Here is a 12320-nt window from a genome sequence, read left to right as displayed (position 1 = left end):
ATGAGTTTTTTATAGGAAGAGAAATATGCAAAAAATTAAAAATGTCATCAAAGATTCGACTGTCTTTGGTTTTATCTATCTTGGAATGATGCGGGCGTTTTTAGCGGGATTGCAGCTATTTGTTAAGGTAAACCCTCAACAGATTATGTTTGCTTCATACAGTGGGCGTCAAATATCCGATACACCACTTGCTGCCTTTGAAATTTTACGTGATGACCCTGAATTTGCGGATTATGACTTTATTTGGGCGGTCAATGAGCCCAATGACTTCGCAGATGTACTGGGTGCGAAAAAAATTAAAATGGATTCAATGCGTTATTTTTGGTATTTGCTCCAATCTAAATATTGGGTCAGTAATGCTTCAATTGAACGATTGATTCCATTTCATCATCCTAAGAATGTGTATATTCAATTTTGGCATGGGATTCCGTTGAAGACATTAGGGCATGCGGAGCCAGATTTACCTAAGCTTGTTCAAAAGTGGTATGACGAAGTTGAAATTGACTATCTATTTGCGAATGGCCCTTATGATGCTGAAAAACTACATGAATTATTTCCGAAGGCTAAAAAGGTCATGGAACATGGACAGCTACGTAAATGGTTATCTGATAAAGCTGCGCAACAATTAACTAAATTTGCATTCGATACTGATAAACCAGTGCTGTTATATGTGCCAACCTATCGTAATGAAGCTGCACCGAATGCTTTTTTAAATCCCGAACAGTTAACCGAATTGATGGAAACGTATCAGGTTATCTATCGTGGACATTATTTTTCTGAACATTTAACCTTACCAGAACTTATCAATGGTAATGAATTTGATCTTTATGATTTATTTGCCAAAGCTGACGTCTTGATAACGGACTATTCAAGTGTGTTCTTCGATTTTGCTTATTGGCAAAAGCCAATTTATTTATATGAATCGGATTTAAATGATTATCAAGCGAAGCGTGGCTTTTACTTTGATCCACATACACTGGGTTTGCCAATTGCGCGTGATTTTAATGAATTGAAGGAAGCGCTAGCGAACCAGACCTGTTCTAAAGATAGTTTAAATCAGTTAGAACAACGGTTTGATCCGCATCCAACCTCGGAAACAGTTCAAATACTGAAAGCATGTTTTAAATGAAATCATTAAAAAACCACCAAACTTTTAGGAGTTTAGTGGTTTTTTTGGTTTTTATCGTATAATTATTAAAAAGGGACGTTGTGTGGAATCCAAGGTCTTCATATAATAGAAAGAATAACCATTTCGATTTGATTGATTCAATAGAAGTGAATCGAAATAAAGAGAGTTAAATAAAACGATGACAAAGAAAAGTAAAAGCTACATATTTTCAAAACGGTTTTTAGATATCTCCATTGCGATTTTTGCATTGATTGTCTTGTCACCGGTATTTCTGGCAGTTTCGCTACTATATTTATATGGTGCAAATCGCGGTCCGGTGTTTTACCGTCAAACCCGAATTGGATTGAACCACAAGCCGTTTCAAATTTATAAGTTTCGCTCAATGATTGTTGATGCGGATAAAAAGTTGTATGCTAATCCAGATTTGTACGCGAAGTTTGTAGCGAATGGTTATAAATTACCGACTGAAGAAGATCCACGAATTACTAAATTAGGTGCTTTTTTGCGAAAAACCTCTATTGATGAATTACCGCAATTTATTAATATTCTAAAAGGTGACATGAGTATTATTGGTCCACGTCCAGTTGTTGAGAATGAATTAGTTGAATACGGTGATCGGGTTGATGTCTTTTTATCAGTCCGACCTGGCGCGATGGGGTTGTGGCAAGCAAGTGGACGAAGTACCATTCATTATCCAGAACGAGCAGAATTAGAAATTGAATATGCAACACATGCAAACATGTGGTTCGATTTTAAAATTATCTTTATGACGATTCGGGCTATCTTTAAAAAAGTTGGTGCGATGTAAAAATGACAAGGGAGGCCTAGGCGATGCCTAAACCAAAAAGAAACTGGGTAATCTGGGTGCTATTGGTTATCTTATTGTTAACGATGGCGTTTGGAAGTTATTACATTCAAAATGTACAGCATGCCCGATTGCAAAAACAGCAAAATCAGACTGCGACGGTTGGCCGTGAATCGCCAACTGTGCAAGTGGCCCGTCGAGATTTACAACGAGCTGATATCTCGACGAAACATGTCTCGACTGCTCAAATGCAACGCATTATCAATGCGGCAAAACAAGCTGATGTTTCGGTGGTGACATATGCCAAGAAACATCCCAATACGTTGAATTAATCGTCTAAAGGAGCATCGAAATGAAAATAATTGTTGCAGCGCATAAGCCGTATCAAATGCCGGAAGATTCGATCTATCAACCAGTCTATGTTGGTAGTGCCCTGAAGGGAGAGTGTCCAGCTGGATATATTGGTGATGATACCGGTAAAAACATGTCTGAGATGAATCCGTACTATAATGAATTAACAGCGATGTATTGGGCGAAATATAATCTACAAAACGAGGATATCGTCGGGTTAGCACATTATCGACGATATTTAGGATCTAAGAGCAGTCATTCGCTTCAAGATGTTTTAACAGAAGCTGAAATTCGCAAGGGGCTTGAAGGTGCGGATGTCTTATTGCCCAAGGTTCGAAATTACTACATTGAAAACCAAAAAGATCATTATTTGAATGCACATTTAAATGAGCCGTATTTTGTATTGGAGCAGGTCATCCATGATGATTATCCGGATTTTGAGCCAGCCTTTTTAGCGTTGGAGAAATCAACAAAGATACATCTATATAATATGAGTATTATGCCGCAAGCTTTGTTCCAAGATTATACAGACTTTGTGTTTGGTGTGTTAGCGAAGGTTCAAGAAAAGATTCCATATGATACGTATCAAGGTCAAGATGCGCGTGTTTTTGGCTTTTTATCCGAACGCTTAATGGATATTTGGGTTGAAACCAGACGACATAAGTATCGCGAATATCCTTTGGTAACGACTGAGAAAACGAATTGGTTAGACAAGGGCAGTCAGTTCCTGAAGCGGAAGTTTTTAAATAGTGATCAAACAAGAACGCATTTTTAAAGAGAAATCAAAAAGATTTCTCTTTTTTTTTGTGAAAAATTACGAAATAGGTGGTGCGAATCCTTGATATAATAAGCTTCATAAAATGATTTGGCACTCTTTATATTTAAGTGCTAAAAGTGTTGACAAGTGTTAGGGAGGCGTGTATTATAATAGATGTTAGCAGGAAAGGTTAATGAGTGCTAATGAAAGAGGTGAAGCAGGATGTTAACGGATAGACAGAGTTTGATTTTAGCAACAATCGTTAAAGATTACGCTAAAAATGGAAAGGCTGTCGGGTCTAAAACATTGCTTCAGGACTTAGACTTAGGTGTAAGCTCTGCAACGATTCGAAATGAAATGGCCGTTTTGGAAGACCGTGGATTGTTGCAAAAAGAGCATACATCTTCTGGAAGAGTGCCTTCGCAAGGCGGATATCGCTATTACGTTGATCGGTTGATGACTGATGATCAAAGTGATTTGGAAATTCAAAAAGCATTGCAACGTGTCTTTGCTCGAAATTTCCAACAAGTTGATGATTTGTTACAACAAGCGGTTGATGAATTGGTTAATTTAACTGGTTATACAGCGATGGCATTGAAGCCTGAAGCGATGGGGACTCGACTCTCTGGGTTTAGACTTGTGCCACTGGATGGTCAACAAATTTTAGCAATTGTTGTTACAAATGACGGTGATGTTACGAGTCAAAGTTTTAGATTACCGGAAGGCATGGATGTTTCCGAGTTGGATGGCATGGTTGCTTATATTAATGATACGTTGGTTGACTGTTTAGTTGTCGACGTATTAAAAACACTGAGTGGCGATTTACCATTGAAAATGGAACGTGTGATTCGCACGCCGGCTGCGTTCTTGCAGTTGTTTGGTGATGTGTTAGCAAGTTCAATCTCGGACGAAGTGTTCATTGGTGGTCAATTAAATGTTTTGGATTATACCAGTGATACGGATCCGAAAGCGCTAAAGCAAATTTTGCAAGTGATTCAATCTCCTGAGGCAATGCGCAAGGTTGTTGGTACAGCCAACGAAGGCGTGATGGTTCAAATTGGTGGTGAAAATCGCAATGATTTATTTGATCAGTATAGTTTGGTTTCGGCGACGTATCATATCCCAAGACATGGTGCTGGTGCGATTGCGCTCTTAGGACCGACGCGCATGCCATATGCAAAAATGGTGGCAACGGTTGATCAGTTTAGAAATGCAATTGGTCAGAAATTAATCGAATATTATTAATGAAGAGAGGTGTCGGAATGGCAGAGGAAAAACAAACTGAAAATCAGGAAAATGAGGCAACGCCTCTAAATGATGAAGAGGTTGATGTCGAAGTGATTGAGCCAGAAGACGATGTGGTTGAAGTTGATGAAACTGCAACTGAATCGGTTGCTGATGAGATTGCTGACTTGAAACAACAACTTTCTGATGCGGACGACAAGTTCTTACGGGCACAAGCGGAGATGCAGAATATGCAGACACGTTTGGCTAAGGAACAAGCACAAGCTTTGAAGTATGCTAATCAAAAGTTAGGCTTGGCTGTTTTGCCTGCTCTGGACAATTTGGAGCGAGCTTTGCAGGTTGAGGCTGATGATGATGCATCAGAGCAATTGAAGAAGGGCGTTGAAATGGTCTTTGGTACTTTGAAACAGGCGTTATCTGATAATGGTATTAAAGAAGTTGGTCAAGTGGGTGAGACCTTTGATCCGAACTATGCACAAGCCATTCAATCTGTACCAGCTGATGATGAACATCCAGCAGATACGATTGCTAGCGTCATGCAAAAAGGTTATATGCTTGAAGATCGCGTGATTCGCCCCGCAATGGTTGCAGTTTATAACTAACTGACAACCGGCACTATAGATTGAAACAAAAAAATAAAAAATAAAAATCGAGAGGTATTATATATTATGTCTAAGATTATTGGAATTGATTTAGGAACTACAAATTCAGCTGTTGCCGTTATGGAAGGTGATGCTCCAAAGGTTATCACAAACCCAAATGGTGGACGTACAACACCATCTGTTGTCTCATTTAAGAATGGTGAAGTGCAAGTTGGGGATACTGCAAAGCGTCAAGCTATTACAAACCCTGATACTGTATCTTCAATCAAGTCTCACATGGGTGAGGCAAACTATACCGTTGATATTGATGGTAAAGAATACAAGCCACAAGAAATTTCAGCTATGATTTTGCAATATTTGAAGGGTTACGCTGAAGACTATTTGGGTGAAAAGGTTACTGAAGCTGTTATCACAGTACCTGCTTACTTCAATGATGCACAACGTCAAGCAACTAAGGATGCTGGAAAGATTGCTGGACTTGATGTAAAGCGTATCATCAACGAACCAACGGCTGCTGCTTTGGCATACGGTCTTGATGGTGATGACAAGGATGAAAAGGTTTTGGTCTATGACCTTGGTGGTGGAACATTTGACGTTTCAATCCTTGAATTAGGTGATGGTGTCTTTGAAGTTTTGTCAACAAATGGTGATACACATCTTGGTGGTGATGACTTTGACCAAAAGATTATTGACTGGTTGGCAGATGACTTTGAGAAAGAAAATGGCATTGACTTGCGTGATGACAAGCTTGCCCTACAACGTTTAAAGGATGCTGCTGAGACAGCTAAGAAGACTTTGTCACAAGCAACGGAAGCACAAATCGACTTGCCATTCATTACTGCAACTGATGCTGGTCCATTGCACATTCAAAAGACTTTGACACGTAGCCAATTCAACCAAATGACGGCTGAACTTGTTGAGCGTGCTGAAGGACCTGTTAAGGCTGCTTTGAAGGATGCTGGACTTTCAATGAATGATATCGATAAGGTTATTTTGAACGGTGGATCAACACGTATCCCTGCTGTTCAAGAATCTGTTAAGAAGTTGACTGGTAAGGAACCAGACCACTCAATCAACCCTGATGAAGCGGTTGCTTTGGGAGCTGCTATCCAAGCTGGAGTTTTGACGGGTGATGTTAAGGATGTCGTTTTGCTTGATGTGACACCTCTTTCACTTGGAATCGAAACAATGGGTGGTGTCTTCACAAAGTTGATTGATCGTAACACGACTATCCCAACTTCAAAGTCACAAACATTCTCAACTGCTGCAGATAACCAACCAGCCGTTGATATCCATGTTTTGCAAGGTGAGCGTGCGATGGCTGCTGATAACAAGACTTTGGGACAATTCCAATTGACAGATATCCCAGCTGCACCACGTGGTGTGCCACAAATTGAAGTGACATTTGATATTGACCGTAATGGTATCGTTTCTGTTTCTGCCAAGGATCTTGGTACTAACAAGGAACAAAAGATTACCATCCAAGATTCAGGTTCACTTTCTGACGAAGATATCGAACGTATGATGAACGATGCTAAGGCTAACGAAGAAGCTGACAAGCAACGCAAGGAAGAAGCTGACTTGCGTAATGAAGTTGACCAATTGATCTTCAGTTCAGAAAAGACACTTGAAGATGTTGGTGACAAGGTAAGTGATGACGAAAAGAAGCCTGTTGAAGATGCTGTTGAAGCATTGAAGGCAGCTAAGGAATCTGATAACCTTGATGATATGAAGGAAAAGAAGGAAGCTTTGGAAAAGGTTGCTCAAGAATTAGCGATGAAGCTATATCAACAACAAGCTGACCAAGCACAACCAGATGCTGATGCTACCAATGATGATGGCACAGTGGATGGAGAATTCACAGACGAATCAGATAAGTAATCTGGAACATCTTATCGTTACACAGACACAAAACGGGGCTCGGGCCTCGTTTTGTGATACATAAAATAAAAAAAGGAGGGGATGCCACGTGAACAATTCAGAATTCTACGATACATTAGGTGTATCTAAAGACGCATCTCAAGATGATATTAAAAAGGCTTATCGTAAGCTGTCAAAGAAGTACCATCCAGATATCAATCATGAAGAAGGTGCTGAAGAAAAATACAAGGCTGTTCAGGAAGCCTATGAAACTTTAGGGGATGAACAAAAGCGTCAAATGTATGATCAGTATGGTAAAGCTGGTGCTGATGGCGGCTTTGGCGGTGGTCAAGGCTTTGGTGGTTTTGGTGGCTTTGGCGGTGGTCAAGGCGCCCAATTCAGCGGTGATTTGAATGATTTGTTCGAGCAAATGTTTGGTGGCGGATTCTCTTCTGATCCAAATCGTCCGCGTCAAGGACGTGATTTGCAGTACCGGATGAACCTTACTTTTGAAGAAGCGATTTTTGGTAAAGAAACAACCATCAACTATACCCGTCAAGGTGAAAATGGTGAACAAGAGCGTAAAGAACTCAAAGTCACGATACCAGCGGGAGTGGAAGATGGTCAGCAAATGCGCCTAGAAGGTCAAGGTGAAGCCGGAACTAATGGTGGACCTTACGGTGACTTATATGTCGTCTTCTATGTTTCTGCCTCAAAGGATGGGTTTGATCGTGACGGTGGTACGATTTATTCACGTGTTGCCATTGATTATCCAACCGCTGTGTTAGGTGGTGAAATTTCAGTCAAAACGGTACATGGTGATGTTTCTTTGAAGATTCCAGCAGGAACGCAAACTGAAACGAACTTCCGTTTGCGTGGTAAGGGTGCTCCGTTGATGCGTGGTAACAATAATGGTGATCATATTGTAACGGTATTCATTGATGTGCCAAAGAAATTGAATAAAGACCAAAAGAAGGCTTTGACATACTATCAGGAAACTTTAGATGGTCAAGAAGCTAAGCGTGGCTTGTTTGGTAAATAAACAGAAATAAAGGTAGAACCGTTTCGTGCACTTGGGCATGGGATGGTTTTATTTTTTATTTCTTTAAGGTTTAGTCGTTATATTAATTAAGGAGGCTCAGGATGTTATTATTGGACTTTAAACTAAGTGTCGTAGGGATGCCGTTGGATCGTCCACTTTTTATGCATGATGGGCCAAATCAGATAGCACCGGTGATGCTAGCTGGTGTTGATATAGATACAGTTTTTTTTAAAATAACGGAACAGCCAGATTCTGGCGTGGTCTTGGAAGACCTGTTAGCTTTGTCTGATTCGCTTGAAATTGTTGGATTGGACGAAGCTGGTAATTCAGTCAGAATTTATGGTTACCAAGTTCAATCGGAAAAATTGGTGCTAGGCTAAGGAGCAAGCGATGAAAAAGAGCACAATGTATTTTGCATTCTCAACAGTATTGCTAATTCTTATTGGCGTCGGATATGTTTGGATGCAAGGGGATTTGTCAATTAATGGGCAAACTGGTGATAATAAAAGGCGCGGGAAAGTGTCTGAATCCAGTGTTGTCTATGATGTCCCTAAGTCGGATTTGAAATCTAAAAATTTTGTAAAAAACGCGATGCCAACTCAAACGGGCGATTATACGGTTACACGTCAAGGTGTGCGGGTACGTTTGGCAGAGGATAAACCGCTAAAAGGTGAAGTGACAAGTGGGCCGGTAAGTTATAAGTTAAGACGCATTCAATTGTTGGAGAATGAAGCACGAACTGGTGAAGCACAAAACGTTGTCCGTAAGACGTTGAATACACCGGATTTGCCTAAGAATTATACAGCTGCCGAAATCCACTATGACATTACCAACAACACTAATCAGACGATTTTGACAGACGGCGTTGCGACAGTTTCGTATGGATACAAGGATGTCATGACAACTTTAGGTGGACTCATTAATGGTGCTGAATTGAGCAATGAAGGTGTGGCGCCAGGATCCACTCAAGAGGGATATGCGATTGTTTGGGTGCCAAAGCAATCAGTAAAGGATTTTAAGACCTTTAACATTGAATTTGCTTCAACGTATAATGCCGATGGTCGCGAAGTGAGTGAAAAGACATCAAAGATAAAAGTAAATGTCTAAAATGTTTTGAATCGTAGAAAACGTACGCAAGTCTTGTTTTAAATGTTAGAATAGTATAAGTCTAAAACCGCTTTTAGGCGGTTTTTTTATGTGAAATTAAGATGGAGGAACAAGTAATGCAACTTGAATTCTTAGGAACAGGGGCAAGTGTCCCGGCGCGTTTTCGTAATGTGACGAGTATTGCCTTAAGGTTACTTGATGAATTGAATTCCGTTTGGCTATTTGATGTTGGCGAGGGAACACAGATTCAAATGTTGAGTTCAAGTATTCGTCCTCGAAAAATTGATAAAATATTTATTACCCATCTCCATGGTGATCATATTTTTGGATTACCAGGTCTATTAGCATCTCGGTCGTTTCAAGGTGGCGATGACACCATGACAATCTATGGTCCAAAAGGGATTAAACGTTTCGTTGAGACAAGTCTACAGGTGTCACAGACGCATTTAACATATCCACTAGCTTTCGTTGAAATTGACCCTGTAGGGGGTGTTGTTTTTGAAGACGATAAAATGACGGTTACTGCTAAGCCGTTGGATCACAAAATCCTATCTTTTGGTTATCGTATTGATGAACACGATATGGTGGGTGAGTTACAAGTTGATAAATTAAAGGCTTTGAATGTGCCGGCAGGTCCACAATACGGACAATTAAAAAATGGCAATGATATCACACTTGCAGACGGAACGCTTATTAAAAGTGCCGATGTGATTGGACCGGCTAAAAAAGGCCGTTCTGTTGTTATCTTAGGAGATACGCGCAAGACGGATGAGGCTGCTGAATTAGCTGAGGGGGCGGATGTCCTTGTGCATGAATCAACGTATGGTAAGGGCGAAGGGAAAAAAGCGCGTAATCACTATCATGCGACTAGTCTACAGGCAGCGGAAATTGCTGAAAAAGCACATGTTGGACGACTATTTTTAACGCATATTTCAGCTCGATATGCGGGAAAGTCAGCTAGTGCCCTTGCGTATCAAGCTCGGACTATTTTTGAGAATACGCGTGTTGTCAATGATTTTGATGTGTTTGAAATACCATATGGTGAACAGACTAATAGTAAGCCGATTAAAATTGACCATGTGATTGAAGATCAGGAAGGTTAGTGATGATTGAATCGAAGTATGCATGGCAACTGGTGGCTCCGGATGACCAGCTCGTTAAGACGTTGGAAAACGACTATCAACTGCCAAATTTAGTGGCTAAATATGTTGTAAACCAAGGTTTAAAAACCCCAGAAGAAATTCAAGCCTTTTTGCAACCAGATATGGAAGCTTTGTATGATCCTGCAGAACTAGCAGGGATGGATGCGGCAATTGCACGTTTAATGCAGGCGATTGAATCTGGTGAAAGTATTGTGGTTTATGGAGACTACGATGTGGATGGTATGACCAGTACCGCAATTATGTTTTGGGCCCTAGAAATTATGGGTGCTCAGGTTGATTACTTTGTGCCAAGCCGTTTTGAACAAGGGTACGGACCAAACTTAGCGAAGTATCAAGAACTTGCCGCTAATGGGATGCAACTCTTAGTAACCGTCGACAACGGCGTGACGGGAGCAGATGAGATTGCGTGGCTGAAGTCACAGGGGATAGACACGATTGTAACGGACCATCATGAGTTACCTGAACAACTTCCCGACGCAGTTGCGGTCGTTCATCCGCGCTTACCACGTGAGGCCCCAAGCTATCCCTTTGGTGACCTTTCAGGAGCCGGGGTGGCCTTTAAAGTTGCGTCAGCATTGCTTGAAGCACCAGCAGATGAAGTTATTGACCTAGCTGCGCTTGGTACGGTTGCGGATATTATGCCGCTCGTTGATGAAAATCGTATCATTGTTGCGCAAGGTCTTATGGCGATGCGGGAAGATGCACGCCCAGGCGTTGCAGCAATCTTGTCTATTGCTGGAAAAAATCCAGAAGACTTAGATGCAATGAGTATTGGCTTTACAGTTGGACCACGCTTAAATGCGATTGGGCGGTTAGACAATCCGATGCTGGGGGTTCAGTTGTTATTAAGTGATGAACCTGAGGAGGCTGAAACGTTGGCCCAACAGGTTGAAACACTCAATCAAGAGCGTCAAATGCTGGTCGAAGATGTTACAAACGCTGCGACTCAAATGTTAACAGATCAGGCAACGACGCATGCAGTAAATGTCGTAGTGGGTGAAGGTTGGCATGAGGGTGTTCTCGGTATTGTAGCAAGTCGATTAGTTGATGCGACTGGCAAACCATCCATCGTATTATCGAGTGATGGCACACAAGCTAAAGGGTCTGCTCGTTCCATTGATGGGTTTGATTTGTTTACGCCGTTGGATCAACATCGGGAACTTTTCACTGCTTTCGGTGGGCATGCCGGTGCAGCTGGTATGACGTTACCGCTTGACAATGTTGGGCAATTACAAACAGTCCTAGATGAAGCGGCGGTTGCCCAAAATCTTTCAGAAAAAGGCAAATCAGATCTCTCGATTCTCTCACAAATGGATGGAAGCGATTTTAAGCGAGAAACATTCGAGACACTTCAAATGCTCGGACCATTCGGTGAAGCGAATCCAGAACCGATTTTTGAAATTAACGTGAGTGCCGTTCAACAGGTGAAAACGATGTCGGATGGGAAACATATCCGTTTCACGGCGGTGACTGATCAGGGGAATTTACCCGTTATTGGCTTTGGTTTTGGAGCGATTGCTGACCAACTACAGGGCCATTTCCAAACGATTAAACTCGTTGGTGCGATGAGTGAGAACGTTTATCGTGGGATGACAACGTACCAGCTCATGTTGAAGGACTTGCAAGCGGAAGGCTCTTCAATCATGGATTGGCGAACAACTAAGTTAACCCGTCAACTTTTGCAACAAAATGCAGATTATATCTTTTTTAATAAGAAGAATTACGATCAATTGGCCGGTCAGGTCGGTGCGAATGGACGGGCTATCTTTATTGATGATGCCTACAATTATACGCAGCTTGGCACCTTAGCCTTGGTCGATTTACCTAATTCATTGAATGAGTTGGGTGAATTACTGAATTTTGTACCGGCACAGGCAATTGCGCCAATTTTTTATACCAAAACACCGACATACCTGCAGAAAGTACCTGATAAAGCTGATTTTGGTAAGGTGTTCCGATTTGTACAATCGTTCCAAAATGTGAATTTGTCTGGTCAATTTAAACAGGTTGCCAATCATTTACAAATGGACCAAAGTATGTTGAATTTAATATTTAAGGTGTTTTTAGAAGCTAACTTTGTTACAATAGAAAATGGTTTTTTGAATCCTGTTACAAACCCTAGTACGGTAGATTTAACGGAAACGAAGGCCTATAAGGCGTTTATGAAGCGTCGTGAACTTGAAAAGCAACTTATTTATAGTTCGACGGCAGAACTTGAGACGTTACTTTCAGATTTGAGTAATCAGGAGAAATAAAGTA

General features: G+C 41.1%; 12 protein-coding genes. All 12 read left to right on the top strand.

Annotated elements, in window-relative coordinates; translation table 11 throughout:
• The first annotated feature begins 25 nt into the window (after positions 1 to 25).
• The 12 genes from IV50_RS01855 to recJ all read left to right on the top strand — a co-directional run bounded on the left by IV50_RS01855 (position 26) and on the right by recJ (position 12316).
• Complete coding sequence (locus IV50_RS01855; protein WP_057744240.1) at positions 26 to 1129, top strand: CDP-glycerol glycerophosphotransferase family protein; 1104 nt, start codon at positions 26 to 28, stop codon at positions 1127 to 1129.
• 178 nt (positions 1130 to 1307) lie between these two features.
• Positions 1308 to 1937 carry a sugar transferase gene (locus IV50_RS01850; protein ID WP_057744237.1) on the top strand — a complete coding sequence of 210 codons (630 nt, stop codon included), beginning with the start codon at positions 1308 to 1310 and terminating at the stop codon, positions 1935 to 1937.
• A gap of 23 nt (positions 1938 to 1960) precedes the next feature.
• Positions 1961 to 2266 carry a hypothetical protein gene (locus tag IV50_RS01845; RefSeq protein ID WP_057744234.1) on the top strand — a complete coding sequence of 102 codons (306 nt, stop codon included), beginning with the start codon at positions 1961 to 1963 and terminating at the stop codon, positions 2264 to 2266.
• 20 nt (positions 2267 to 2286) lie between these two features.
• A complete protein-coding gene (locus IV50_RS01840; RefSeq protein WP_057744231.1) occupies positions 2287 to 3060 on the top strand; it encodes a DUF4422 domain-containing protein in 774 nt (257 codons plus the stop codon).
• 204 nt (positions 3061 to 3264) lie between these two features.
• Positions 3265 to 4287 (top strand): heat-inducible transcriptional repressor HrcA, encoded by a 1023-nt coding sequence (gene hrcA / locus IV50_RS01835; RefSeq protein ID WP_057744229.1) that lies wholly within the window; start codon positions 3265 to 3267, stop codon positions 4285 to 4287.
• 17 nt (positions 4288 to 4304) lie between these two features.
• Complete coding sequence (gene grpE / locus IV50_RS01830; protein ID WP_057744226.1) at positions 4305 to 4889, top strand: nucleotide exchange factor GrpE; 585 nt, start codon at positions 4305 to 4307, stop codon at positions 4887 to 4889.
• Between the two features lie 66 nt (positions 4890 to 4955).
• Positions 4956 to 6770: a molecular chaperone DnaK gene (dnaK, locus tag IV50_RS01825; RefSeq protein ID WP_057744223.1), complete on the top strand. Its 1815-nt coding sequence runs from the start codon at positions 4956 to 4958 to the stop codon at positions 6768 to 6770.
• Between the two features lie 88 nt (positions 6771 to 6858).
• On the top strand, positions 6859 to 7791 hold the full coding sequence (locus IV50_RS01820; RefSeq protein ID WP_057744220.1) for a DnaJ C-terminal domain-containing protein: 933 nt from the start codon (positions 6859 to 6861) through the stop codon (positions 7789 to 7791).
• Between the two features lie 101 nt (positions 7792 to 7892).
• Positions 7893 to 8171 carry a hypothetical protein gene (locus IV50_RS01815; protein ID WP_057744217.1) on the top strand — a complete coding sequence of 93 codons (279 nt, stop codon included), beginning with the start codon at positions 7893 to 7895 and terminating at the stop codon, positions 8169 to 8171.
• 10 nt (positions 8172 to 8181) lie between these two features.
• Positions 8182 to 8898 (top strand): hypothetical protein, encoded by a 717-nt coding sequence (locus IV50_RS01810; RefSeq protein ID WP_057744213.1) that lies wholly within the window; start codon positions 8182 to 8184, stop codon positions 8896 to 8898.
• Between the two features lie 116 nt (positions 8899 to 9014).
• Entirely contained in the window at positions 9015 to 10001 is a 987-nt protein-coding gene (gene rnz, locus IV50_RS01805; RefSeq protein ID WP_057744211.1) for a ribonuclease Z, read from the top strand.
• 2 nt (positions 10002 to 10003) lie between these two features.
• Positions 10004 to 12316, top strand: coding sequence for a single-stranded-DNA-specific exonuclease RecJ (gene recJ / locus IV50_RS01800; RefSeq protein WP_057744208.1), 2313 nt, complete (start codon positions 10004 to 10006; stop codon positions 12314 to 12316).
• The last annotated feature ends 4 nt before the right edge of the window (positions 12317 to 12320 follow it).

Origin of the sequence: Weissella viridescens, assembly GCF_001437355.1 — a bacterium.
In the GTDB taxonomy this organism is placed as follows: Bacteria; Bacillota; Bacilli; order Lactobacillales; family Lactobacillaceae; genus Weissella; species Weissella viridescens.
This window is presented reverse-complemented; position numbering and strand designations above follow the sequence as displayed.

Excerpts from the sequence above, each read along its gene's own strand:
- recJ (WP_057744208.1), top strand. The coding sequence starts at position 10,004 with ATGATTGAATCGAAGTATGCATGGCAACTGGTGGCTCCGGATGACCAG.
- IV50_RS01855 (WP_057744240.1), top strand. The coding sequence starts at position 26 with ATGCAAAAAATTAAAAATGTCATCAAAGATTCGACTGTCTTTGGTTTT.
- IV50_RS01845 (WP_057744234.1), top strand. The coding sequence starts at position 1,961 with ATGCCTAAACCAAAAAGAAACTGGGTAATCTGGGTGCTATTGGTTATC.
- dnaK (WP_057744223.1), top strand. The coding sequence starts at position 4,956 with ATGTCTAAGATTATTGGAATTGATTTAGGAACTACAAATTCAGCTGTT.
- IV50_RS01840 (WP_057744231.1), top strand. The coding sequence starts at position 2,287 with ATGAAAATAATTGTTGCAGCGCATAAGCCGTATCAAATGCCGGAAGAT.
- IV50_RS01815 (WP_057744217.1), top strand. The coding sequence starts at position 7,893 with ATGTTATTATTGGACTTTAAACTAAGTGTCGTAGGGATGCCGTTGGAT.
- IV50_RS01810 (WP_057744213.1), top strand. The coding sequence starts at position 8,182 with ATGAAAAAGAGCACAATGTATTTTGCATTCTCAACAGTATTGCTAATT.
- grpE (WP_057744226.1), top strand. The coding sequence starts at position 4,305 with ATGGCAGAGGAAAAACAAACTGAAAATCAGGAAAATGAGGCAACGCCT.
- hrcA (WP_057744229.1), top strand. The coding sequence starts at position 3,265 with ATGTTAACGGATAGACAGAGTTTGATTTTAGCAACAATCGTTAAAGAT.
- rnz (WP_057744211.1), top strand. The coding sequence starts at position 9,015 with ATGCAACTTGAATTCTTAGGAACAGGGGCAAGTGTCCCGGCGCGTTTT.
- IV50_RS01850 (WP_057744237.1), top strand. The coding sequence starts at position 1,308 with ATGACAAAGAAAAGTAAAAGCTACATATTTTCAAAACGGTTTTTAGAT.